General features: G+C 61.5%; 20 protein-coding genes and 1 tRNA gene. 16 read left to right on the top strand and 5 right to left on the bottom strand.

Going from position 1 to position 23,288, the window contains the following annotated elements; genetic code table 11:
• The 12 genes from ACOVRJ_RS15385 to pbpC all read left to right on the top strand — a co-directional run.
• Window positions 1–521 (top strand): His/Gly/Thr/Pro-type tRNA ligase C-terminal domain-containing protein (locus ACOVRJ_RS15385; RefSeq protein WP_422044714.1); only part of this gene is annotated, 521 nt, incomplete at its 5' end.
• Window positions 522–592: 71 nt separating this feature from the next.
• Window positions 593–1,138 (top strand): translation initiation factor IF-3, encoded by a 546-nt coding sequence (gene infC / locus ACOVRJ_RS15380; protein WP_263538316.1) that lies wholly within the window; start codon window positions 593–595, stop codon window positions 1,136–1,138.
• Window positions 1,139–1,390: 252 nt separating this feature from the next.
• Window positions 1,391–1,594, top strand: a complete 204-nt coding sequence (rpmI, locus tag ACOVRJ_RS15375; RefSeq protein ID WP_422044713.1) for a 50S ribosomal protein L35 — start codon at window positions 1,391–1,393, stop codon at window positions 1,592–1,594.
• Window positions 1,595–1,617: 23 nt separating this feature from the next.
• Window positions 1,618–1,974 (top strand): 50S ribosomal protein L20, encoded by a 357-nt coding sequence (gene rplT, locus ACOVRJ_RS15370; protein WP_263537598.1) that lies wholly within the window; start codon window positions 1,618–1,620, stop codon window positions 1,972–1,974.
• Window positions 1,975–2,129: 155 nt separating this feature from the next.
• Complete coding sequence (gene pheS / locus ACOVRJ_RS15365) at window positions 2,130–3,167, top strand: phenylalanine--tRNA ligase subunit alpha (RefSeq protein WP_422044712.1); 1,038 nt, start codon at window positions 2,130–2,132, stop codon at window positions 3,165–3,167.
• Between the two features lie 50 nt (window positions 3,168–3,217).
• A complete protein-coding gene (pheT, locus tag ACOVRJ_RS15360) occupies window positions 3,218–5,644 on the top strand; it encodes a phenylalanine--tRNA ligase subunit beta (protein ID WP_422044711.1) in 2,427 nt (808 codons plus the stop codon).
• A gap of 25 nt (window positions 5,645–5,669) precedes the next feature.
• The gene (locus tag ACOVRJ_RS15355) at window positions 5,670–6,047 is read left to right on the top strand and encodes an integration host factor subunit alpha (protein WP_422044710.1); all 378 of its coding nucleotides are present in this window, start codon (window positions 5,670–5,672) and stop codon (window positions 6,045–6,047) included.
• Window positions 6,048–6,081: 34 nt separating this feature from the next.
• Window positions 6,082–6,594, top strand: a complete 513-nt coding sequence (locus tag ACOVRJ_RS15350) for a MerR family transcriptional regulator (RefSeq protein WP_422044709.1) — start codon at window positions 6,082–6,084, stop codon at window positions 6,592–6,594.
• Window positions 6,595–6,628: 34 nt separating this feature from the next.
• Window positions 6,629–6,705: transfer RNA gene (locus ACOVRJ_RS15345), tRNA-Pro, on the top strand.
• A gap of 622 nt (window positions 6,706–7,327) precedes the next feature.
• Window positions 7,328–7,987, top strand: a complete 660-nt coding sequence (locus tag ACOVRJ_RS15340) for a hypothetical protein (protein ID WP_422044708.1) — start codon at window positions 7,328–7,330, stop codon at window positions 7,985–7,987.
• Between the two features lie 135 nt (window positions 7,988–8,122).
• The gene (locus ACOVRJ_RS15335; protein WP_422044707.1) at window positions 8,123–14,143 is read left to right on the top strand and encodes an alpha-2-macroglobulin family protein; all 6,021 of its coding nucleotides are present in this window, start codon (window positions 8,123–8,125) and stop codon (window positions 14,141–14,143) included.
• Window positions 14,140–16,350 carry a penicillin-binding protein 1C gene (gene pbpC, locus ACOVRJ_RS15330; protein ID WP_422044706.1) on the top strand — a complete coding sequence of 737 codons (2,211 nt, stop codon included), beginning with the start codon at window positions 14,140–14,142 and terminating at the stop codon, window positions 16,348–16,350. The genes ACOVRJ_RS15335 and pbpC overlap by 4 nt, the downstream gene beginning before the upstream one ends.
• Here pbpC and ydiK read toward each other — a convergent pair.
• Both ydiK and ACOVRJ_RS15320 read right to left on the bottom strand, forming a co-directional pair.
• Window positions 16,327–17,460 carry an AI-2E family transporter YdiK gene (ydiK, locus tag ACOVRJ_RS15325; RefSeq protein WP_422044705.1) on the bottom strand — a complete coding sequence of 378 codons (1,134 nt, stop codon included), beginning with the start codon at window positions 17,458–17,460 and terminating at the stop codon, window positions 16,327–16,329. The two genes, pbpC and ydiK, sit on opposite strands and share 24 nt — an antisense overlap.
• Window positions 17,461–17,624: 164 nt before the next feature.
• Window positions 17,625–18,347, bottom strand: a complete 723-nt coding sequence (locus tag ACOVRJ_RS15320; RefSeq protein ID WP_422044704.1) for a substrate-binding periplasmic protein — start codon at window positions 18,345–18,347, stop codon at window positions 17,625–17,627.
• 170 nt (window positions 18,348–18,517) lie between these two features.
• On the opposite strand from ACOVRJ_RS15320, the gene ACOVRJ_RS15315 reads away from it, so the two are divergent.
• The 4 genes from ACOVRJ_RS15315 to ACOVRJ_RS15300 are packed head-to-tail and all read left to right on the top strand — an operon-like array spanning window position 18,518 to window position 20,550.
• Window positions 18,518–19,012 carry an aminoacyl-tRNA deacylase gene (locus ACOVRJ_RS15315; protein ID WP_422044703.1) on the top strand — a complete coding sequence of 165 codons (495 nt, stop codon included), beginning with the start codon at window positions 18,518–18,520 and terminating at the stop codon, window positions 19,010–19,012.
• 6 nt (window positions 19,013–19,018) lie between these two features.
• On the top strand, window positions 19,019–19,762 hold the full coding sequence (gene plsY, locus ACOVRJ_RS15310) for a glycerol-3-phosphate 1-O-acyltransferase PlsY (protein ID WP_422044702.1): 744 nt from the start codon (window positions 19,019–19,021) through the stop codon (window positions 19,760–19,762).
• Between the two features lie 4 nt (window positions 19,763–19,766).
• Window positions 19,767–20,114: a RidA family protein gene (locus tag ACOVRJ_RS15305; protein ID WP_422044701.1), complete on the top strand. Its 348-nt coding sequence runs from the start codon at window positions 19,767–19,769 to the stop codon at window positions 20,112–20,114.
• 37 nt (window positions 20,115–20,151) lie between these two features.
• On the top strand, window positions 20,152–20,550 hold the full coding sequence (locus tag ACOVRJ_RS15300) for a glutaredoxin family protein (RefSeq protein WP_422044700.1): 399 nt from the start codon (window positions 20,152–20,154) through the stop codon (window positions 20,548–20,550).
• A gap of 16 nt (window positions 20,551–20,566) precedes the next feature.
• Here ACOVRJ_RS15300 and ACOVRJ_RS15295 read toward each other — a convergent pair whose 3' ends face one another.
• The 3 genes from ACOVRJ_RS15295 to ACOVRJ_RS15285 all read right to left on the bottom strand — a co-directional run bounded on the left by ACOVRJ_RS15295 (window position 20,567) and on the right by ACOVRJ_RS15285 (window position 23,267).
• Window positions 20,567–20,914: an energy transducer TonB gene (locus ACOVRJ_RS15295; protein ID WP_422044699.1), complete on the bottom strand. Its 348-nt coding sequence runs from the start codon at window positions 20,912–20,914 to the stop codon at window positions 20,567–20,569.
• A gap of 50 nt (window positions 20,915–20,964) precedes the next feature.
• Entirely contained in the window at window positions 20,965–22,515 is a 1,551-nt protein-coding gene (locus ACOVRJ_RS15290) for a methyl-accepting chemotaxis protein (RefSeq protein ID WP_422044698.1), read from the bottom strand.
• A gap of 119 nt (window positions 22,516–22,634) precedes the next feature.
• Window positions 22,635–23,267, bottom strand: a complete 633-nt coding sequence (locus tag ACOVRJ_RS15285) for an L-threonylcarbamoyladenylate synthase (RefSeq protein ID WP_422044697.1) — start codon at window positions 23,265–23,267, stop codon at window positions 22,635–22,637.
• Window positions 23,268–23,288: the final 21 nt, after the last annotated feature.

The raw sequence follows: 23,288 nt of genomic DNA, 5'->3' as shown, positions 1-23,288 counted from the left end.
CCAAGATCGAATACACGCTGAAAGATGCGCTGGGCCGCCAGTGGCAGTGCGGCACCATGCAGGTGGACTTCTCGATGCCGGGCCGCTTGGGCGCCGAGTTTGTCGATGAAGATGGGCAGCGCAAGACCCCCGTGATGTTGCACCGCGCCATCGTTGGCAGCCTGGAGCGTTTCATCGGCATCTTGATCGAACAGCACGCCGGCGCGCTGCCGGTTTGGCTGGCGCCGACCCAGGTGATGGTGGCCAATATCACCGACGCGCAAGCCGATTACGTCGCGGAAATCGTGAAAGTTCTGCAAAAACAAGGGCTTAGAGTCCAGGCTGATTTGCGCAACGAGAAGATCACGTATAAAATCCGAGAGCATTCTTTGCAAAAGGTTCCGTTCATCCTCGTCGTTGGCGACAAGGAGAAGGCAAATGGAGCCGTTGCGGTGCGCGCCCGTGGCAACCAGGATCTGGGTGTGATGCCTCTGGAAGACTTCATTGCGAAGCTCTCCAAAGACATTGCCGACAAGGTCTGATCCCTGCCATTCAGGCGCGCTTTTGCTTTGTTTGGGCCTCTCGCCTTGGGGCTCGTTGAAAGGTATGCACCATCGCTACTTTTGCTGATCGTCGAGCGATCCCGGAGCGCAAGCACCGGCTGAACCGCGAAATCATGGCTCCCGAAGTCCGTTTGAACGGACCGGAAAATGAGCCGCTCGGTATTGTGAGCATCCACGAAGCACTCCGCATGGCGGGTGAGTTGGATGTGGACGTTGTCGAAATCTCCGCCACGGCGACACCACCGGTGTGCCGTTTGATGGACTACGGCAAGTTCAAATACATCGAGCAAAAGCGCGCAGCCGAGGCCAAGTCCAAGCAGAAGGTCATCGAGATCAAGGAAGTCAAGTTCCGCCCGGGTACGGACGAAGGCGACTACCAGATCAAGATGCGCAATCTGCGTCGCTTCATCGCTGAAGACGGTGATAAGGGTAAGGTCACGCTGCGTTATCGCGGCCGTGAAATTACCCACCAAGACATCGGTATGCGTTTGCTGGAGCGTATCCGCGACGAGTTGTCCGATGTGGCCGTGGTGGAAAACATGCCCAAGCTGGAAGGCCGGCAAATGATCATGGTGCTGGCGCCGAAGAAGCGTTAACACCTTGTGCCTCCGGCCCGCTTTGATGTGGGCCCGCCCCCCGAGGGGGCGCAATTGAAAGCGGGCTTTGGCCCGTTTTCAATTGCAACGAGGCCGTCCTTGGGGCGGCCCGGCGAACGGCCTGAAGAGGGCGTTTGCACAAGTTCTGGCCTGCCGATTTGGTCGTCGGCAGGCTTATTAGTCTCCAGAGGCTGGTCAAAGTATTGCGAGGCCCGCAATCGCCCCTGGGACGTACTTAAAAGGAGCAATAACATGCCCAAAATGAAGACCAAGAGCAGCGCCAAGAAGCGCTTCCGCGTTCGTCCGGGTGGTACGGTCAAGCGCGGACAGGCGTTCAAGCGCCACATCCTCACGAAGAAGTCCACCAAGAATAAGCGCCACCTGCGTGGTGCCGCCGCTGTGCACGAGACCAACATGGGCCACATGGCTCAAATGTTGCCCGGCGCAGGCCTCTGATCGACTTCTGAAGGAGAAATACTATGCCTCGCGTTAAACGTGGTGTTACCGCACGTGCTCGTCACAAAAAGGTTCTGGCACTAGCCAAGGGCTTCCGTGGTCGTCGTAAGAATGTCTTCCGCATTGCCAAGCAGGCAGTGATGAAGGCAGGCCAATACGCCTACCGTGACCGTCGTGCCAAGAAGCGTGTCTTCCGTGCCCTGTGGATTGCTCGTATCAACGCAGCAAGCCGTGGCCTGGGTCTGACCTACAGCAAGTTTGTGGCTGGCCTGAAGAAGGCTGAGATCGACATCGACCGCAAGGTCCTGGCTGATCTGGCTGTTCACGATCCTGCTGGTTTTGCCAGCATCTTCGCCAAGGTCAAGGCCGCTCTCGCTTAATGCCCGCGAGCCACGCAAGTGGCTCACGGCAGCCCTGGATCGGCTTTGCCTGATCCGGGGTCAGCAACTTCAAGGCCGTGCGCAGCGCTCGGCCTTTTTTTTTGCCTTCCCCCATTTCCTGCATTCAAGACCCGCTTGATGAAAACGGCACCGCGATGAACGAGCTCGATCAACTGCTGCAAACGGCCCAAGGCGAATTCGCCGCCGCCTCCACGCCCGCCGACCTGGAAAATGCCAAGGCGCGTTTTCTGGGTAAGTCCGGTCGCGTGACCGAATTGTTGAAGAGCCTGGCCGCCTTGCCGGTCGAGGAAAAGAAAGCCCGGGGCGCCGAGATCAATGTGCTGAAGTCCGGCATCGAAGCCGCACTGACCGCCCGTCGTCAGGCCCTGGCCGACGCGGAACTTGAATTGCAACTCAAGGCCGAGGCCTTGGACGTCAGCCTACCCGGCCGCCAGCGTGGCACCGGGGGGCTGCACCCGATCACCCGTGCGATGGAGCGCATCGAAGGCATCTTCGGCTCCATGGGTTTCGATGTGGCCGACGGCCCCGAAATCGAAAACGACTGGTTCAACTTCACGGCCTTGAATACGCCGGAAGACCATCCGGCGCGCTCCATGCACGACACCTTCTATGTGGAAGGGGGTCATGTCTTGCGCACCCACACCAGCCCGATGCAAATCCGCTATGCGGTCCAGCATGTCAAAAAGCACAAGTCCTTGATCGACGCCGGTCAGCCCATGCCTGAGATCCGCGTCATTGCGCCGGGCCGCACTTACCGTGTGGACAGCGATGCCACTCACTCGCCGATGTTCCATCAGGTCGAAGGCCTGTGGGTGGGCGAGAACATCAGCTTCAAGGATTTGAAGTCGGTCTATCTGAACTTCATCACCAGCTTCTTCGAAACCGATCAGCTGGAGCTGCGTTTCCGCCCCAGCTACTTCCCCTTCACCGAGCCCAGTGCCGAGATCGACATCATGTTCGGGTCCGGCCCGCTGAAAGGCCGTTGGTTGGAGGTCTCCGGCTCCGGCCAGGTGCATCCGCAGGTGATCCGCAATATGGGTCTGGACCCTGAGCGCTACATCGGTTTTGCCTTTGGCTCCGGCATCGACCGCCTGGCCATGCTGCGCTATGGCGTCAACGATCTGCGCCTGTTCTTTGACGGCGATCTGCGCTTCTTGAGTCAGTTCAAGTAAGCCTCGAGATCCATCCTCAAGAACACGCCTAAGAGAAGAAGAGTCACACCATGCAATTCCCTGAATCCTGGCTGCGGAGCTTTTGCAATCCCTCGCTGAATACGCAAGAGCTGGCCGAGCTGTTGACCATGTCGGGCCTGGAGGTCGAAGAACTGCGCCCGGTGGCGCCGCCTTTCCATGGCATCGTCGTCGCGGAAATCCTCGAAGCCGAGCAACACCCTAACGCCGACAAGCTGCGCATCTGCAAGGTCAATGCGGGCGCGGCTTTCAACAATGGCGAGCCGCTGCAAATCGTCTGCGGCGCGCCGAATGCGCGTGCCGGCATCAAGGTGCCGCTGGCGACCGTGGGCGCCGAATTGCCGCCCGGCGAAGACGGCAAGCCTTTCAAGATCGGCGTGGGCAAGCTGCGCGGCGTGGAGAGCTTCGGCATGCTGTGCTCGGCGCGCGAGCTCAAGCTCAGCGAAGAGCACGGCGGCCTGTTGGAACTGGCGGCAGACGCTGCCGTGGGCCAAAGCATTCGCGAACATCTGAATCTGGATGATCAGCTGTTTACCCTCAAACTGACGCCCAACCTGGCCCATTGCCTGAGCGTTTACGGCATCGCGCGTGAAGTCTCCGCACTGACCGGCGCGCCTTTGCTGGCGCCCACCATCACGCCGGTGGCACCCAAGCACGACGCCAAGCTGCCGGTGCGCATTGAAGCCGCAGACCTGTGTGGCCGCTTCTCGGGTCGCGTGGTGCGCGGCGTCAACACCCAGGCCAAGACTCCCGCTTGGATGGTCGATCGCTTGGCCCGCTGTGGTCAGCGCTCGGTGGCTCCGCTGGTCGACATTTCCAACTATGTGATGTTCGAGCTGGGTCGCCCGTCTCATATCTTCGACCTCGACAAGATCGACCGTGAATTGGTGATCCGTTGGGCGAAGAAGGGCGAAACGCTGAAGCTGCTGAACGGCAATACGGTCGAGTTGGACGAGACCGTGGGTGTGGTGGCCGATGCTTCGGCGCCTGAGTCGCTGGCCGGCATCATGGGCGGAGATTCGACCGCCGTGTCGGACGACACCAAGAACGTCTATGTTGAAGCCGCCTTCTGGTGGCCCAAGGCCGTGGCCGGCCGCTCGCGCCGCTTCAATTTCTCGACCGATGCCGGTCATCGCTTTGAGCGCGGCGTCGATGCCGTCGGCACGGTCGAACACATCGAGCGCATCACGCAGCTGATCTTGGAGGTCTGCGGTGGCGAAGCCGGCCCGATGGACGACCAGATCACTCAGTTGCCTGAGCGTAAGCCGGTGGCGCTGCGCGTGGCCCGCGCCGCCAAGATCATTGGCATGACGGTGACGCAAGAAGACTGCGCTCGCGTGTTCAGCCGCTTGGGCTTGCAATTCACTGAAGCCCCCGGCGTGCTGACGGTGACGCCGCCAAGCTGGCGCTTCGACATTCAGATCGAAGAAGACCTGATCGAAGAAATCATCCGCGTGATGGGCTACCCCAGCCTGCCCAATACGCCGCCTTTGGCGCCGGTGGTGGCCAAGGTGGCGTCCGAGTCGCGCCGCGCCATTCATGCCTTGCGTCATGCCGTGGCAGCCAGGGACTATTTCGAGACCATCAACTTCAGCTTTGTCGAAGCACGTTGGGAAGCCGAACTGGCGGGCAATACCAACCCGATCCAGTTGCTGAACCCGATTGCCGCGCCTTTGGCGGTGATGCGCTCCAGCCTGATTGGCAGCTTGATTCAAGCGCTGCGCTACAACCTCAGTCGCAAGGCCTCGCGGGTGCGCTTGTTCGAGATCGGTCGCGTCTTCTTGCGTGACGCCTCGGTGCAAGAGAGCGACAGCAGCATTGCCGGCGTGGCCCAGCCGATGCGCTTGGCTGGCTTGGCCTTTGGCCCGGCGGATCAGCAGCAATGGAGTCAGCGTGATCGCCTGGTCGATTACTTCGACGTCAAGGGTGATCTTGAGGCCTTGTTCGCACCGCGTCAGCTGAGCTTCAAGGCGGCCTCGCATCCGGCGCTGCACCCGGGCCGTAGCGCCCGCGTGGAGCTTGATGGCCAAGACATCGGTGTGATTGGCGAGTTGCACCCGAAGTGGCGCCAAGGCTATGACTTGCCCAGCGCACCGGTCTTGTTCGAACTGGATCTGCCCGCCGTGCTGGCGCGTCAGTTGCCGGTAGCCCAGTCCATTCCACGTCAACAATCGGTGCTGCGTGATTTGGCTCTGATCGTTGGCGAGCAAGTCACCCATGACGCGCTGATGCAGGCGATTGCTTCGGGGCACGATGGTCTGGTCCGCTCGGCTCGCCTCTTCGACGTCTTCAAGCCGACGCAGGCCGGTGGCGAGTTGAAAGAGGGGGAGCGCAGCATGGCGGTTCGTCTGGAGTTGCTGGACGACGAAGCCACGCTGACCGATGAGCGCATCGAGCAAACCATCGCCAAGGTGCTGGCCGCCTTGTCCGCAAGCTTGGGTGCGCGCCTGCGTGCTTGAGGCTCAGGCCACAGGAGGTGTTGTGATGAGCAACGAAGAAGAGGGCAAACGCCCGACCCCAGGTGCCGTGGTGTTGCTGCCCAGTATTGAAACGCCAACCCTGACCAAAGCCGATTTGGCTGAGCTCTTGTTTGATGAGCTTGGTTTGAACAAGCGTGAGTCCAAGGACATGGTCGAGGCGTTTTTCGACATCATTCACGACACCTTGGTGCGTGGCGATGACGTCAAACTGTCGGGTTACGGTAACTTCAATATTCGACGCAAGGCTTCGCGGCCGGGGCGCAATCCGCGCACTGGCGAGTCGATCCCGATCAAGGCCCGCGACGTGGTGACTTTTCACGCCAGCCACAAACTGAAAAGTTTGGTGCAGGGCGATGTTTGCGCCGAAGAAGACTTCGAGTAGAGTCTGACCTCCCCATCCGAACCTCTTGATTTCAATGGAAATCGCGCTGCCCGCCATCCCTGCCAAACGCTACTTCACCATCGGTGAGGTGAGTGATTTGTGCGGCGTGAAGCCCTATGTCTTGCGCTATTGGGAGCAGGAATTTACCCAGCTCAAGCCCATGAAGCGACGCGGCAATCGTCGCTATTACCAGCACCATGAGGTGCTGTTGATTCGCCGTATTCGAGGCTTGCTGTACGACCAAGGCTTCACCATCAGCGGCGCGCGCAATCAGTTGCTGGATGGAGGCATCCATGTGCCTCGTGATGAGGGCTCCGAAAGCTCTGCGCTACATGAAGAAGCGGGTCTCCAGGATGAGAACGATGCTGACGGCGCATCTGTTGCAGCAATGAAAGCAGCCGTTGAATCCAAGGGGCTTGTTGGCATTGGGCGCGAGCCTCTGACGGGCTCGGAGCCTATCAGCGTCGATCTTCTTCGTCTCGAGACGCTGACCATCGACCAAGTTCGAACCGAGTTGATGTCGATTCGAGAAGCTCTTCTTGCTTGAGTAGCAAAAACTAGGTTATACTTTCAGGCTCAGTCGGGGCGTAGCGCAGCCAGGTAGCGCACTTGCATGGGGTGCAAGGGGTCGTGAGTTCGAATCCCACCGTCCCGACCATTGAATCGAAGGCTCAGTTCAGCAATGAACTGAGCCTTTCGGCTTTCTGGTCTTGACAACAGTGTAGGGGCCGCTTGGCTTGTATGCCGGGGCGAGTCTGGGCGGGGTGCACTCCACTTCTCTTTTTCTGTGCGGCGAGCTCGCTTGAGCTGCATTGAGTTGCCGTCATCGGGCGGCGTTCAAGAGGCAGCATGGAGATTGAGGCGGCAAGAACGGCTGCTTTCAATTCTCACCCTGCAGCCTGCGTGGCTGATCTAGGGTGATGTTCATAACGGCCTAGATTTGCGGTGCTTTGTGCCTCTGAGAGTCTTTAGGGTGCCGATCCGCCCATTGACCGCTGGGTCGCCGAGTTTCTGCCCCTGTTTGCGCTCGAATCGGCGCCGGTGTCAACGCTCAGGCGCTGCCCGCGTTGTTGGCATTCATGCCTCCATTTCTCCTCGCTTGAATAGCTATGAGTACTCGCTTCAATGATGTCCTTTCGCAGTTAGCTGTTGGTGTGTTGCTGCTGCTGGCCTTGGGCGTAGGGAGCTCTGCGAAGGCGAATTCATGCAATCCAAGTCCAATCGTTAAGGGCGAAAGCTCTGCGGCCCCTGTCCTCAAGGTGGAGCGTCAGCAGGGGTGGTTGCCCAGCAGGGATCTGCGCTTCGGTGAATTCTGGACCGAGCAGTACAAAGTGGGGGTGACGCAGAACTCCACGACGCGCTCGGGGAGCAATGTTCGTGCCGAAGGGCGCTCGGCGCTGCGTTTTGAGCAGCATGGCCCCGACGGTCTCAAGGCTTCGGTGACGGCCGCCAGTGAGCTGCGCTATCAGGAGAAAAAACCCACGATTGAGTTGGGTGGTGACCTCGGCAGCGTATTGAACTGGATACGCACTGAAGTGATCGATGATGTCAATGCCTTCAATGGACAGGTCACTATCGAAGGTGGGCAAGAGCCGCGGGCTTGGAGCTTCAGCTTGACGCAGCCTGACCAGACCTCGAGAAACAAGCCTGAAGTCGGTCTTTTGAACGGGCCTGCAGGCCAGGCTTGGCATGTCCTCGCTTTACATGCCCCTTTGGATCGACCCATTGACCCTCGCATGCCGACGATGGCAATGCCTAGAGCGCACCTGGGTGTGGAGGTGAAGGATGAGCAAGGCCCTGTTGCGGCTTTGCTGAAGTGCAGACTCCGTGAGGAGGTTTGGATCCATGAGCGGGTGGATGCCGAACAGCGCTTGGTCCTGGCGAGCCTGTTCAGCGCCATGTTGGGGCGGCAGCCGCTGGGGATGCCGGGCAATTTGTGATGCGGGACTGCCCAGCATTGACGGAGAGCGCCAGCCTCAGGCCGTTTTGGTTTGTGGCGATTCCCCATGCTTGATGGCGCGACTGCGCCTTAGACTCTGCCTCGCACACGCCATACAAAGTGCCTGGGAGGGCAGATGAGCATAGAAAAGCGCAGTCGAAGTCACTACTTGCCGGGGCTCGCGCAGCTCAGCCGGTGGTTGCTGGGTATCGGGCACTGCGCGGGGCTCTTGCTCGCGATGCCGAGCGCGCAGGCGACAACCCTGGTGCTCAGCCCAAGCGGCGCGGTGGCCGAGGTGCGGCAGATTCTGCTCAAGTTTTCAGAGCCCGTTGTCCCTGCAGGCAAGGGGCAATTGCCTGCGCCGGCTGACCTGAGCTGCGAGGGTGTGCCAAGGCCTGCTGGCACGGGCTATTGGCACAACGAACGTGAATGGCGCTTCGATTTGCAGGAGCCCTTGGGGGCCGGCTTGAAATGCAAAGTACAGCTCAAGGACGACTTCCAGCCCATCGGAACGGCCATCACGGGCGCACGGCAGTTTGCCTTCTCGACCGGCGCCGCCATCGTGGTCAATGCTTCGCCATGGCCGGGCAGCGCTATCGAGGAGGATCAACACTTCTTGCTGCGGCTGAATGGCGTGGTCGATGCCGCATCGCTGGTGCGGCAGGCTTGGTGTGAGGTTGAAGGCTTGGGTGAGCGCCTGCCGGTCCAGGTGGTCAATGGCCCGATGCGCGAAGCAGTGTTGAAGTCTCAGCAGGTGCGAAAAGGGCAGGAGCGGGCCTGGTTGCTGCACTGTCAGCGTCCGCTGCCCCCGGGTGCCAAGGTTCAACTGCGGTGGTTGCCTGCGGGTGCTGCCGAGCGTGCGGCCCAAGGTTTTGAGTATCAAGTGCGCCAACCGTTTACGGCCGAGTTCAGCTGTGAACGAGAGCGGGCCAATGCCCCTTGCTTGCCCATCCGGCCCTTGCGCTTGGTGTTCAGCGAGCCGGTACCGAGGGAGGAGGCGCTGAAGATTCGCCTCAAGCCGCAGCAAGGCGCGGCTTTGGCGCCCAAGCTATCTCCAGATGACAAGCAAACTGAGTTGAATGAGGTGCGCTTTCCGGTGCCCTTGGCTGAGAACGCGCAGTTCACACTCGAGTTGCCGCAAGGCCTGAAGGACCGCAGCGCTCGTTTGCTCAGCAATGCCGCCAGCTTCCCGCTCAAGGTGAGCACCGGCGCGGCACCGCCCTTGGCTAAGTTTGCGGCTGCGCCTTTTGGGGTCATTGAGCGGGAGCGTTCAGGCCCTGCAATGCTGCCGATCACGATGCGTCATGTGCAGTCCGATTGGTCTGCGCCGCAGCAGGGTCTGGCAAAGCCCTCGCCGGGTGATATCCGCATCAAACGCTTGCAAAGTGATGCGGAAGTCTTTGCTTGGTACGTCAAGCTGCGCAAATTCCACGAGAGCCAGCTCAGCGCCCGCGAGGCGGGATTGGCGCCATCGCTGTGGGAGGAAACCGTCAAGCTCGAGAATGGGCGCGGCAAGCTGATTGAGCGGCGGCAGCCACGTTATGTTCACAGCCGTGAAGTCGGTTTGCTAAGGGCTGATGCATCCGCGCAAGTGCTGGCCTTGCCGGCCGCGCCAGAGGGCAAATTGGGCGAGGCGCGGCCTTTCGAGGTGATCGGCCTGCCCTTGGCCGAGCCCGGCTATCACGTCGTGGAACTCAGCTCTCGCCGCTTGGGCGCTTCGCTGCTGGACAAGCCGGAGCCCATGTTTGTTCGCACCGGTGTGTTGGTGACGAACCTGGGCGTTCATTTCAAATGGGGGCGCGAGAACAGCCTGATCTGGGTCACGACCTTGGACCGTGCGCAGCCGGTGGCGCAGGCCGATGTGACGGTGAATGACTGCCATGGCAAGCCGATTTGGCGCGGCCGCACCGATGCCCAGGGCTTGGCTCAGGTGAATCAGGCCTTGAGCCTGCCCAACTGGAACGACAAAAATCGTTGCGAGTTTGAGCAAGGCTTCTTCGTCACGGCTCGCAAGACCGAAGCGCAGGCGGGCGGGCAGTTGCAGCAGGACATGAGTTTTGTGTTCAGCAACTGGAATCGCGGCATCGAGAGCTGGCGTTTTGCGGTGCCGCCATCTCGCGGCGCCGAGGCCGATGCGCGCGCACACACCGTGCTGGACCGCAGCTTGCTACGTGCCGGTGAGACCGTGTCGATGAAGCATTTTTTCCGCTTCGAGAACAGCCAAGGATTGAGCCTGGCGCGACCGGATCAAATGCCCACACGTGTCAGGCTCACGCATGAGGGCAGTGGCCAGCAAATCGATTTGCCGCTGACTTGGGCCTCGCCGCGCAGCAGCACTTCGCAATGGCAGATTCCCGCCAATGCCAAGCTGGGCAGCTACCGCATCACCTTGGAGAAGGAGATCAGCAAGGGCGAACTCAATGACGGGCGCCAGGGCAGTTGGCCCAGCGGCGAGTTCAGGGTCGAGGAGTTTCGCGTACCGCTGATCGATGCGCGACTGAGCGGCCCCAAGCTCATTCCGCCGGCGCCGAGTGAACTGCGCTTGTCGGCTCAGATGAACTACCTGTCCGGCGGTGGCGTCGGGCAGGCTCCGCTGAAGCTCAGTGCGGTCCTGCGGCCGCGCTCCGTGGGCTTTGCTGGCTACGAGGCCTTTGTTTTCGAGCCCCCTCGCGCCGCGGACGCAGCGGCCTTGATGAGCAACGAAGACGCCGAGGACCGGGAAAGCGATGGTGCTACGGCCACAGGCTCCCGCCTGGTGGTGGACAAGCAAGCGGGCATGACCGACCGCAACGGCGCCGCCGAGTTATTGATCAAATCGCTGCCCAAGGTGGATCGCCCTAGCGAGCTGATGGCCGAGCTCAGCTACAGCGACCCGAATGGGGAAATCAAAACCGTGGCGCGCACGCTGCCGCTGTGGCCATCCAAGCTGGTCCTGGGTTTGCGCAGCCAGGGCTGGGCCAGCAATGTGGGCAAGGCCAGTTTCAGCGTGGTGGCCTTGGACACCGCCGGCAAGCCGCAAGCCGGCCAAAACATCGAGGTCCGCGCGCGCCTGCGTCAGACCATCAGCAGCCGCAAACGCATGGTGGGTGGCTTTTACGCCTATGACAATCGACAAGAGTTGAAAGACTTGGGATCGGCATGCAGCGGCAAGACCGACGCGCAAGGCCTCTTGGCTTGCGAGGCCAAGCTCGATGTTTCGGGGGAGGTGGAGCTGATCGCCAGCGCCAAAGATGCTGACGGCCGCATCAGCCTTGCGGCCAGCACCGTCTGGATGACTCGTCAGGGTGAACTCTGGTTCCCTCAGGACAATGATGATCGCATCGATGTGCTCGCTGAGAAAAGGCGTTATGAGCCTGGCGAAACCGCCCGCTTGCAGGTGCGCATGCCTTACCGGGAAGCCACCGCGCTGCTGACCATTGAGCGCGAAGGGGTGATCGATAGCCGCATCGTCAAGCTGCGCGGCTCGGATCCGACGATAGAACTGAAGATTGAAAAGAGCTGGGCGCCCAATGTCTATGTTTCCGTGCTGGCCTTGCGTGGGCGGATTCTTGAGGTGCCCTGGTACAGCTTTTTCCAATGGGGCTGGCGTCAGCCGGTCGGCTGGTGGCATGCCTGGCGCGATGCGGCGAAAAGCTATCAGCCGCCGACGGCGCTGATCGATCTGGCCAAGCCGTCTTACAAGCTCGGCATGGCGGAGTTGCAAGTGGGCCTGGCGGCGCATCAGCTGCAAGTGGAGGTGACGACCGACAAGGCGCAATACGGGGTGCGCCAAACCGTGCAGACCCGCATCAAGGTGACGCAGGAGGGCCGCCCCTTGGCCGATGCTGAGCTGGCCTTTGCCGCGGTGGATGAAGGCCTGCTGGCGCTGCGCAGCAATTCATCTTGGGAGATCCTGCCGGCCTTGATTCAAAAGCGCGCCTGGGGTGTTGAAACTGCGACCGCGCAAAGCGAGATCATTGGTCGGCGGCATTACGGACGCAAGGCCGTGGCAGCGGGTGGCGGGGGCGGACGTGCGCCCACGCGCGAGCTGTTCGACACCTTGCTGCTGTGGCGACCGAACGTCAAGCTCGACGCCAAGGGCGAAGCGCTGATTGAGGTGCCCTTGAATGACGCCTTGACGAGCTTTCGCTTGGTCGCGGTGGCGGATGCCGGCGCGCAGCGTTTTGGCACCGGTCAAGCGACGGTGCGGGTGACACAGGATCTGCAAGTCTTGTCAGGCCTGCCCCCGCTGGTGCGCGAGGGCGATCAGTTTCAGGCCGTGCTAACCCTGCGCAACAGCAGCAGCCGCGCCATGAAGCTGCGCGTGACGCTGCAAGGGCAAGCCCAAGACAGTCAGGGGATTGTGCCACCCTTGGCGCCGCAAGATCTGAGCCTGGCTGCTGGCGCTGCCGCGGAGGCGCGCTGGATGGTGACCGTGCCCGAAGGTATTGCGTCCTTGGCTTGGGAGGCTCAGGCTCAGGAGTTGAGTGGTGGAGCCGGGGCGGGCGGGGGCGCTGCTGGGGCCAGCGATCGCCTGCGCGTGCACCAACAAGTGCGTCCCGCGGTGGCCTTGCAGGTGCAACAGGCCAGCCTCCGCCAACTGGAGGGCAGCTTGAGCCTGGCGATGGCGCCGCCCTCCGAGGCCTTGCCCGCCCAAGGTCCCAAGCGCGGCGGCGTGAATGTGGTGCTGCAGGCCAAGCTCGGCGGTGAACTGCCGGGACCGCGGCGATTCTTTGAGACCTATCCCTACACCTGTCTGGAGCAACTGAGTTCCAAGGCCTTGGGTTTGCGTGACGCAGCCCAGTGGCAGTCGGTGATGGCGCGTCTGCCGGGCTATCTCGATGCCGATGGGCTGGCGAGCTACTTCCCACCCCAGGCCGATGCAGGCGCCCGAGGCAGTGATCGCTTGACGGCTTATCTTTTGGCGGCTGCTCATGAGGCTGGGCGCGAAGTACCCGAGGCGCAGCGGCGCTTGATGCTGGACGGTTTGCTCGCCTTTGCTGAAGGCCGCATCCAACGCAACAGCTGGTCTCCTCGCTCGGCCCAACTGGATCTGGCGGTGCGCCGGGTGGCGGCCTTGGAGGCCTTGTCGCGTTATGGCCGGGCGACGCTGGCGGGCTTGAGCGCTGTCGACACGACGGGGCAGTCCAACTGGCCCACCGCAGCCTTGATCGATTGGTTGAATGTGCATCGCCGCATGGCGCAGGCGCCTGATCGGGTTCGCCGCATGGCCGAGACTCAGGCCTTGTTGCGAAGCCGTTTGACCTACACAGGCACAAGGCTGGGCTTCAGTACCGAGCAGGAGGATGACGCCTGGTGGTGGCTGATGGACAGCGCCGACGCCAACGCCTCGCGCTTGATTCTGGCCGTGTTGGATGATCCGGCATGGGCCGCTGAAATGCCGCGCTTGGTTCAAGGCAGCTTGGCCAGGCAACGTCAGGGCGCCTGGCGCAGCACCACCGCCAATCTGTGGGGTGTGCTGGCGCTGGACAAATTCTCGGCCCGCTTTGAGTCCGGTCCCAAACTCAGTGGCAAGACCCTGGCCAGTCTGGGTGCTCAGAGCCAGAGTCTGGACTGGGCCAGCAAGCCGGAAGGGGGCGCCTTCTTGCTGCCATGGGGCGCGGCGCCGGCAACGCTGAAGCTGCAGCAGGAGGGCGGCGGGGTTTCGACACAAGCGACGGCCAAGCCCTGGGTGACCCTGCAGTCCTTGGCCGCGGTGCCCTTGAAGTCGGCAGTGAGCAGCGGCTATCGCATCACCAGGACGGTGCAGGCCGTGGAGCAGAAAGTGGCTGGCCGCTGGACTCGTGGCGACGTGATGCGGGTGCGACTCGAACTGGATGCGCAAAGCGATATGACCTGGGTGGTTTTGTCCGATCCGGTGCCGGCCGGGGCCGCCATCTTGGGATCCGGCCTGGGGGGGCAATCCAGCTTGATGGATCAAACCATGGCCGGCGAGCGCGGCGAGGACGCGCGCAGTCGCCCTAGCTATGAAGAGCGATCTTTCGAGGCGTGGCGAGGCTACTTTGAGTTCTTGCCGCGCGGCAAGCATGTTGTCGAGTACAGCTTGCGGCTGAACAACGCCGGTCGCTTCATCTTGCCCGGCAGTCGCGCGGAGGCGATGTATGCACCCGATGTGGCCGGTGAGTTGCCGCAGACCGTGTTGGAGGTGCTGCCTTGAGATGCAAGGCCCGGCAAGGCCCGGCTTGGTTGTGGCTCGTGGCTTGCACCGTGGGGCTGGCTTGGGCCGCCCCGGCGCAGGCCCAGCTGCCCAGCTTTGCCGAACTGCGGGCTTCTCACCGGGTGTCGGATTTCACCTTGCTGGACCGACGCGGCGAGCCCTTGCAAACGTTGCGACTCGATTACAGCCGCCGGGCTTTGCCCTGGCTGAGCCTGGAGCAGGTGTCCCCCAGGCTGCTGCATGCGCTGTTGCTGGGGGAGGATCGGCGTTTTTACGAGCACAGCGGTGTGGACTGGAGTGCGGCCGCCAGCAGTGCTTGGGCGAATCTCTGGAACCAGCGCACCCGTGGGGCCTCGACCATCACCATGCAGTTGGCCGGCTTGATCGATGCCGACTTGCTGAGGCCTGCCGGTGGCCGCTCCTTCGGCCAAAAGATCGGCCAGGCGGCCACGGCCCTGCGGCTGGAGCGCAGTTGGAGCAAGGCGCAGATTCTGGAGGCTTATCTGAATTTGGTGCCACTGCGTGGGGAGCTGGTTGGACTGCATGCGCTGTCGCAAACGATGTATGGCAAGCATCCCGATGCCTTGAGTGCCGAGGAGGCGGCCCTGGCCGCGGCCATGGTGAGAGCACCCAATGCACCGGCCGCGCAACTCGGCCAACGCGCCTGTGTCTTGCTGCAGCAAATGCAGGCGGCCCCATCGGCGCCCGCCTTGAGTCCGCCACGCTGTGAGGTCCTGGTGGGACAGGCGCAGGCGCTGTTGATGCAAGGCCCCGGTCGCGCCCTGGGCGAGAGTTGGGCGCCGCATTTTGCGCGCCAGTTCTTGCGTCCAGATGGCCCTGCGCGCCAGCGCAGCAGTCTGGATGCAGGTTTGCAGCGCGTTGCTGTGGGCTTGCTCAAAAGCCAACTGGCGGAGCTGTCGGGTCGAAACGTTGAAGACGGTGCGGTGCTGGTGCTGGACAACGCCACTGGCGCGGTGTTGGCCTGGGTGGGCTCCAGTGGGCCGTTTTCCGCAGCGGCCGAGGTGGACGGCGTGCTGGCGCGGCGCCAGCCGGGCTCCACGCTCAAGCCCTTCATCTACGCCCAAGCGATCGAGAAACGGCTGATCACCGCAGCCAGCCTTCTGGATGACGCGCCCACTCAGATCAGCACGCCGGCCGGCCTGTACCTGCCCCAAAACTATGACAAGGAATTCAAGGGTTATGTTTCGGCCCGCAGCGCCCTGGGCAATAGCTTGAATGTGCCGGCGGTTCGCCTGACCGCCATGTTGGGAGCCGACCAGGTCTTTGAACGCTTCAATGCCTTGGGACTGGCCTTGCCTCAGACCAGCGGCTTTTATGGCCTGTCTTTGGCCTTGGGAAGCTCGGACCTGAGTCTTTTGGCTCTGAGTAATGCTTACCGGACTCTGGCCAATGGCGGGGTCTATCGGGCGCTGGATATCAAGGCCATCTCGCCTCGACCTCCTGAGGCGGGGCGCCGTGTGCTGGACGCCCGTGCGGCCTTCATCGTTGGCGATATCTTGGCCGACAACAGCGCGCGTGCCCGCAGCTTTGGTTTGGACAGCGTCTTGGCCACTCGCGGTTTTGCGGCGGTCAAAACCGGCACCAGCAAGGACATGCGCGACAACTGGTGTATGGGCTACAGCCAACGCTATACCGTCGGTGTGTGGGTCGGCAACGCCAGTGGCGAGGCGATGCACGGCGTCAGCGGTGTCAGCGGGGCCGCGCCCATCTGGGCGGGTGTGATGCGCTATCTGCATCAGGATCGGCCCTCACTGCCGCCGCAGGCAGCACCCGGCCTGTTGGCGCAAGCGGTGGTGTTCCCTGATCAACGTGAGCCAAGCCGGCAAGAATGGTTCATTCAAGGCACGGAGCAAAGTCGCTTGATGGCCACGGCGCAGATGCGCGAGCAATCACTGCAAGGCATCAGCAGCCCACGGGATGGCAGCATTTTTGCACTCGACCCTGATATTCCGCCGCAGTCGCAGCGGATTCGTTTCGAGGGGGAGGCGGGTCGCTGGGTGCTGAACGGCAAGTCCTTGGGGCGCGGCCCGCGGCTCAACTGGGCTCCCTGGCCCGGCCGCCACCATTTGAGCTTGCTCGATGACCGGGGTCAGATCAGGCAGAGCGTCAGCTTTGAGGTGCGTGGGGCAACGCTCAAACCGGCCGCGGGGACCAAGCCCGGCTCAGCGCGCGCGGCTGCTTCCTGATTCGTCGTCGCTGCTTTGCGGCTCGGTGGGCGAGGCGGGGCTCAGCACAGGGGGCAGGGAATCGCCGATCCAGGCCATCAACAAGGTGTAGGTGACGGCCAGAATCACCGGGCCGATAAAGAGCCCCACCAGACCAAAGGCCAGCAAACCACCGATCACACCGGCAAAGATCAGCAGCAAGGGCAGATCGGCGCCTTTCTTGATCAGCCATGGCCGCAAGAAGTTGTCCATCGTGCCCACCACCAGGGTCCAGAGCAAGAGCACGGTGCCCCAGGTGTTTTCACCGCTCCAGTACAGCCACACCACGGCCGGAGCGAGCACCGGCAGGGCGCCAATCTGGGCCAGGCAGAGCATCAGCATCACCGCAGTCAGCAGGCCCGCAAAGGGCACGCCGCTGATCCATAGCCCCAGGCCGCCCAGCACCGATTGCACCAAGGCGGTGATGACGATCCCCAGGGCCACGCCGCGAATGGCTTGCCCGGCCAGTGTGATGACCTGATCCCCTTGTTCCCCCGCCAGACGGCGGCCGAAGCCTCGCACCATGCGCGCAGCAGCCTCTCCGCTGCTGTAGAGAATGGCTGACAGGGCCACGGTCAAAAGAAACTGCAAGCCCACCATGCCCAAGTTGCCGGCCTGTGCTGCGGTCCACTTCAAGGTCTCGCCCAAATAGGGCTTGATCATGCCGAGCAATGGGGTCAGGCCTTGCGTGGCGATGCGATGCCAGTTGTTGGACAAGGTTTCGCCAATCAGTGGAATGCCTGCCAGCCAGGTCGGTGGTTCGGGCAGGTGGGCGTCGGGCAAGCTTGACACCCACTGGACCACACGGTCGGCGTTGGACACGACCGTGGTCAGGGCAATCGACAAGGGGACAAACAAGACCAGCAGCAGGGCAAGGACCATCACCGCCACCGCCAGATTGCGCCGACCCCAAAGGCGCTCTTGCAGGCTCTTCATCAAAGGCCATGTGGCTACCACCACCATGGTGGCCCAGATCAAGGCGCCGATGAAGGGGCGCAAGACCCAGAGTGAGGTCAGGAGCAACAAGGCAATGCTCAGCACCGCGAGCAGGGTTCGGGTCAGTTCGGGCTTTGCGGTCAGAGGGCTGGTCATGAGCGGAGTCGTTTCTTGCAAAGGGTGCGGGCGAATTGGAACGCTTGCGTTCAGACACCGGCGGGAGGCTGAGCCAGTGCTCGGCCCAGTGATTTTGAGGCCAAAACCCGCGAGCCAAGTGGGGCTGGGCGATACGCTTTGCTGGCGTCAGTTGAGAGTCAACGTTACTCGCGCAGGTACTTGTCGTAGATGGCTTGGAAGCGGCCGTTGGCCTTCAGGTGTTTGAGCCCGAGGTTGAAGTCATCTCGGACCTGGGGGTCTCGAAAAATGGGGCGGTAGTCTTGCGGGTTCACCTCGGCGAAGCGGTGTTCCTCGATCGACTCCAGAGGGAAGCCGGAGCGTTTCAGTTGCAAGCTGAAGTACTTGAAGATGTTGCGGTCACTCAGTACCACGTCGTAGCGCTTTCGCATCAGGGTCTTGACCTGGGCCGACTGATCATTCAATTCGGCATAGCCCCCGGTCTTTTTCAAAGCTTGCAACCATTCTGGGTAGCGGTTTGCGGCCCCGCGAAAGGACACCACGGTCAAGCCCTGCAAATCAGCGGGCTTCTCAATGCGCAGCTTGCGCGATCGCAAGGTGATGAAGACGTTGTCGTAGAACACCGCGGGGTCACCGTAGTGGCCGCCAGAGGGTCGCAGATCCTCGCCCAGATCGGTCATGGCCGCATCAACCGACTTGTCCTTGAAGGCCAAGGGAATACGCGCAAAAGGGAGGTAAACAGGCTTGAGCGTGTGACCCTTGAATGCGAGCGCCTCGCCAATCACATCAAGTTCGATGCCTGAGTTGGATTCGGGGATGCAAAAGGGGGGAATCTTTTCGCCGAAGGCCATCAGCACCTCGACCGCTCGGGCTTGTGCGGGCAGCAAGAGTGCCAGCACGCTGACCATGAGAACTCCTGCAAGAGCAGGCCGCCGGTTGCCTGAAGGCCAGTTTCTGGGGACAAATTTCAGCAGCATCGGGTGAGCCTTGCTTGGTACGCGTGCACAAAGAGTCCTGCAGTTGATTGTGCATCAGCCTGTTGACGTCATTGACCTTGGCGGTGATGGAAAATCAAGCCATGGCGAAGAAAAACAACCATGTCAGCGAAACCTTGGCGACTCAGTTCCTGAGGCAGCATCGGATCGACTTTACCGAGCATGTTTACGATTATGTCGAGCATGGTGGAACCGCCGAGTCTTCCCGTCAGTTGGGCGTGCCCGAGCATGAGGTGGTCAAGACCCTGGTGATGCAAGATGAGCGGGCACAGCCGCTGATCGTCTTGATGCACGGTGACCGTCAGGTGAGTTTGAAGGAGTTGGCCCGGCAGATCCCTTGCAAGAAAGTAGAGCCTTGCAAGCCCGACGTGGCGCAGCGCCACAGCGGCTATCTCGTGGGTGGGACTTCGCCCTTTGGCACCCGTAAGGCGATGCCGGTGTTTGTGGAGGCCAGCATTCTGGAGTTACCGCGAATTTGCATCAACGGTGGACGGCGCGGTTTTCTGGTCGGCATCGACCCGCGGACACTGCCTGACTTGTTGCAGGTCCGGGCGGTGCACTGTGCCAGTGCAGAATAGCGCCCTATGCAAGCAATTCTTCAAGACAATCTCTTTCCTTTGTTGGCTGGCTTGGTCGGCTATCTGATCGGTTCGCTCTCATTTGCCGTCATCATCAGCCGGCTGATGGGGCTTTCCGATCCGCGCAGCTACGGCTCCGGCAATCCAGGCGCGACCAATGTGCTGCGCTCGGGCAATAAGGCTGCAGCCATCTTGACCCTGTTGTTCGATGCGTTGAAGGCTTATGTGCCCGTACTGCTGGTCCTGCACTGGGGTGAGCGCTACGGTCTGGGTGAGGGCAGTGCCGCGCTAGTCGGCCTGGGGGCCTTTCTGGGGCATTTGTGGCCGGTGTTCTTCCGTTTCGAGGGGGGCAAGGGAGTGGCCACAGCCGCCGGCGTGATCTTGGCGCTGAATCCCTGGTTGGGCTTGGCCGTCCTGGCGACCTGGCTGCTGGTTGCCTACACCACGCGCTACTCGTCACTGGCGGCCCTGGTTGCGGCAGGAGTCGCCCCGATTTATCAGATGATGGGCTGGGGCGCGGGGCCGGTGGCCGGCGTGCTGGTGCTGATGGGCTTGCTGCTGGTCTGGCGCCACAGCGCCAATATCAAGAAGTTACTCAATGGCACCGAGAGTCGGCTGGGTCAAAAATCCGCCGGCGCTGTGCCTCCTGCGGACAGCAGCAAAAAGCATCCGCATGGTCTTGGCCCTCATCCGCATGGGCATTCGCACAAACATCCGAAAAGCAGTTCCAAGCACAAAGAAAGCAATTGATTTCATGACGATCGAACGATTTGATGTAGGCGCCCGTATGTCCGAGATGGCGATCCACAACGATGTGGTCTATCTGGCGGGTCAGGTGCCCGAAGACGCCAGCCAGGACATCACCGGCCAGACGGCGCAGGTCTTGGCGGCTATCGACGCCTTGCTGGTGCGTGCCGGCAGCGACAAGAGCAAGATTTTGCGCGCGCAAATCTTCATCGCTGATCTGGCGGACTTCCCGGGCATGAATGCAGCCTGGGATGCCTGGGTGGTTCCGGGTCATACCCCACCACGTGCAACGGTGGAGGCCAAGTTGGCTCGCCCGGAGTGGAAGGTGGAAATTGTTGTGACCGCAGCACTCTGAGTCGGCAGAACTGCAGCAGTTTGCGCCACGCTTGATCATGGCTCCCCAAGCCCCAACAGAGACTGCTCACCCCAAGGCCAAGGCGCGTTCGACCTTTTGGCCAGTGATTTTGATCGTGTTGGTGGTCGGCGGCCTGGTTCAGGTCGCTCAACACTTTCAGGGTGAGAAGCAGGGGCGGGCCTTACGCGAGTTGGCCCGGCCCGGGGACATCGTGATGCTCTCCAGCACGACCTGCTACTTTTGCACCCAAGCGAGGAACTGGCTCGATGAGCAGCGCGTTCCCTACCGCGAATGCTTCATCGAAACCGATGCGGATTGTGCAGCCCAATACAGGGCGCAAATGGCGCCCGGGACACCGACCTTTGTGCTGCTTGGGCAGCATCGGGTGGTCGGTTTTGACAAAGACCGGATCAGCCAATTGCTGACCCGTCCCTAGACCCAAGCGAGGGACTTCAGTCCTCGCTGTTGAAGACCAGCTTCAACTCGTGGGTTTGCTTGGCGCCGGTGCCTTCAAAGCGCCATTCCATCAAGGCCTCGATCACCGCCTTGTCAAACACTTTGGCAGGCGTGGACTCCACGATGTTCACTTCAGTGACTTTGCCATCGCCGCCAATATTGATCTGAGCCTTGACTGAGCCGGTCTTGATGCCCTTCTTGACCGCGGAAACGGGGAACTCCGGCGGCACCTTCTTCAAGACTTTGGGTGAAGCATGAGCGCTGGTGGCGATCAGCAATGCGCCCAGCAGGCCCAAGCCCATACGGGACCAGCGGGACAGAAGGGAAGAGTTTGTCTTGCTCATTTTTTTCCTTGCTCTGAGAGGTGGGAATGCGCTTGGGTTGGGAATAGAAATCAACGGGTCCGGAAGAAGCCGACCGCCTGCAGCAGTCGCGCGGAACTGCCGGTCAAGGCTTCGGTTGACTTGGTCAGCGCGCTGACCAAACTGGCGTTTTGCTGAGTGCTGCGATCCAACTCGTTCATCGAGTGATTGACCACGCCCACGCCCGTGGCTTGCTCTTGGGCCGAGTTGGAGATCTCCTCGATCAACTGGCCCATGTCATTGACTTCGTTGACCACGCTGCTGATGGTCACACCCGCGTTGTTGACCAGATCGGTGCCGTTTTCCACCTTGACGGTGGACTCCTGAATCAGCACCTTGATTTCCTTGGCGGCAGAAGCGGCACGCGAGGCCAGGGCCCGCACTTCTGAGGCCACCACGGCGAAGCCGCGGCCATGTTCCCCGGCGCGGGCGGCTTCAACGGCTGCGTTCAGGGCCAGGATATTTGTTTGGAACGCGATGCCGTCGATGACGCCGATGATGTCGCCAATCTTGCGCGAGCTGGCACTGATTTCCTGCATGGTGGCCACCACTTGCGAAACCACTTTGCCGCCGGCCGAGGCCGAGTTGCGAGCCTTGCTGGCGATGCCTGCCGCCTTGCGGGTCAATTCGCTGGCGCCACTCAGGTTGGCTGCAATCTCTTCAACCGATGCGGCCGTGGTTTGCAGACTGGAGGCAGAGCGGGCTGTACGGTCCGATAGGTCGACATTGCCGCCGACGATTTGGTTGGTGCTCTCGGCCACATCGTTGGCGGCTGCGCCCACACTGCTGACCACGCCGGACAGCGCCTCTTGCATGGCACGCATGGTTTCTAGCATCTGACCCAGTTCGTCGCCGCCGGCGCTCGGAATATCGTGTGTCAAGTCGCCGTTGCGAATCGCTTCGGCTGCGGTTTGCGCCTGTTTGACCGGGTTGATGATGGAACGCACGATGGCCAAACCACCCACGCTGCCGATCAGCACCGCCGCGATGAGCAAAACGACGGTGACCAGCACCGAGTTGCGGGCCAGTTCGCCGCCGGCAACGGCCAAGTCGTGGGCACTCTCAAACTGCAAGTCGACCAGGCCCTTGAGGCCGTCCTGATAGGCCTGCTGAGCCGGGCGCACATCGGTGATCAGGCTTTCTCGGGCTTCGTCCGGGCTGCCGTCGACTTGAATCTTTCGGAACTTGGCCACCGAGGCAAAGAACTTGGCTTGCGAGTCCTTCAGTTGGCTGAGCAACTCCGCCTCGCGCCCGGCGGCAGGCTTTTTGTCCAGCAGGGCAGCGAGTTGCTTCTCGCTTTCCTGCACGGCGCCGTCCAAGGCTGCCTTTTGGCGCTTGATGGAGCCCGCCGTGTCCAGCAGCAGCAGGTCGCGGGACGCTCGGGCGACCACATTCACCTGCCCTTCCAGCGAGTTGGCGGCGGCAATCTTGACCAGGCTCTGATTGGCCGTCTGATCCAGGTCAGTGGCCAGTCGGCTGGCACTGTAGGCGCCGTAACTGCCAATGATGATGAGGAGGACGATCAACAGTCCATAGCTCAGCGCCAGACGCTGGCTGATCCGCAACTTGCTGAGGAAGCTCATAAGGGTGATTCCATCCAATCAAAGACAAACGTTCCAATCAAAGACATTGCCGAGCCTCTATGAGGTGACCGTCATCCTCCGTTTCGGCAACTCCTGCCTTAACTTGAGGGCCTGAATCTTCAATCCATGGATAGACCCAAATCAACGGGGTTGCCGCGGCCTTTTCTCACGATTTGGGCCTCGTCCTGGCTCAAATCAATCACGGTGGTCGGTTCTCGGCTGCATGCGCCTGCATCGACGATGACTTGCAATTGACGATCAAAACGCGCCTCAATCTCGCGGGCGTCGTTCAGAGGTTCACTCTCACCGGGCGGAATCAAGGTGGTGGCGAGCAAGGGTTGGCCCAGCAAGTCCAGCAACTCTTGGGTGACCTTGTGCTCTGGGACCCGCAAGCCGATGGTGCGACGCGAGGGGTGTGACAGTCGGCGCGGCACCTCTTTGGTTGCCTCCAGAATGAAGGTGAAGGGGCCGGGTGTTGCCAGCTTGAGCAGGCGGTATTGGCGGTTGTCGACCCGGGCGTAGCTGGCCAGCTCGCTGAGGTCGCGGCACAGCAGGGTCAGGTGATGCTTGTCATCAACACCGCGGATGCGCCGGAGCGCCTCTGCGGCGGCCTTGTCATCCAAATGGCAAACCAGGGCGTAGCTGGAGTCGGTTGGAATGGCCGCGATACCGCCGCCATGGATGATCTGGGCCGCCTGCTTCAGGAAGCGTTGCTGTGGGTTCTCGGGGTGGACTTCGAAGTATTGAGCCATAGGCCCATTGTGTACCGCTTG

The organism is Roseateles sp. (genome assembly GCF_049240545.1).
Taxonomy (GTDB): Bacteria; Pseudomonadota; Gammaproteobacteria; order Burkholderiales; family Burkholderiaceae_C; genus Paucibacter_A.
The sequence above is the reverse complement of the archived record's forward strand: the minus strand, read 5'-3'. Positions and strand labels throughout refer to the sequence as shown.

Bases quoted from the DNA above. Each gene is read 5' to 3' on its own strand.
- rpmI (WP_422044713.1), top strand. From the start codon at position 1,391: ATGCCCAAAATGAAGACCAAGAGCAGCGCCAAGAAGCGCTTCCGCGTT.
- ACOVRJ_RS15320 (WP_422044704.1), bottom strand. From the start codon at position 18,347: ATGGTCAGCGTGCTGGCACTCTTGCTGCCCGCACAAGCCCGAGCGGTC.
- ACOVRJ_RS15290 (WP_422044698.1), bottom strand. From the start codon at position 22,515: ATGAGCTTCCTCAGCAAGTTGCGGATCAGCCAGCGTCTGGCGCTGAGC.
- ACOVRJ_RS15305 (WP_422044701.1), top strand. From the start codon at position 19,767: ATGACGATCGAACGATTTGATGTAGGCGCCCGTATGTCCGAGATGGCG.
- ydiK (WP_422044705.1), bottom strand. From the start codon at position 17,460: ATGACCAGCCCTCTGACCGCAAAGCCCGAACTGACCCGAACCCTGCTC.
- ACOVRJ_RS15295 (WP_422044699.1), bottom strand. From the start codon at position 20,914: ATGAGCAAGACAAACTCTTCCCTTCTGTCCCGCTGGTCCCGTATGGGC.
- pheT (WP_422044711.1), top strand. From the start codon at position 3,218: ATGCAATTCCCTGAATCCTGGCTGCGGAGCTTTTGCAATCCCTCGCTG.
- ACOVRJ_RS15285 (WP_422044697.1), bottom strand. From the start codon at position 23,267: ATGGCTCAATACTTCGAAGTCCACCCCGAGAACCCACAGCAACGCTTC.
- ACOVRJ_RS15335 (WP_422044707.1), top strand. From the start codon at position 8,123: ATGAGCATAGAAAAGCGCAGTCGAAGTCACTACTTGCCGGGGCTCGCG.
- plsY (WP_422044702.1), top strand. From the start codon at position 19,019: ATGCAAGCAATTCTTCAAGACAATCTCTTTCCTTTGTTGGCTGGCTTG.
- ACOVRJ_RS15350 (WP_422044709.1), top strand. From the start codon at position 6,082: ATGGAAATCGCGCTGCCCGCCATCCCTGCCAAACGCTACTTCACCATC.
- pheS (WP_422044712.1), top strand. From the start codon at position 2,130: ATGAACGAGCTCGATCAACTGCTGCAAACGGCCCAAGGCGAATTCGCC.
- rplT (WP_263537598.1), top strand. From the start codon at position 1,618: ATGCCTCGCGTTAAACGTGGTGTTACCGCACGTGCTCGTCACAAAAAG.
- ACOVRJ_RS15300 (WP_422044700.1), top strand. From the start codon at position 20,152: ATGGCTCCCCAAGCCCCAACAGAGACTGCTCACCCCAAGGCCAAGGCG.
- ACOVRJ_RS15315 (WP_422044703.1), top strand. From the start codon at position 18,518: ATGGCGAAGAAAAACAACCATGTCAGCGAAACCTTGGCGACTCAGTTC.
- ACOVRJ_RS15355 (WP_422044710.1), top strand. From the start codon at position 5,670: ATGAGCAACGAAGAAGAGGGCAAACGCCCGACCCCAGGTGCCGTGGTG.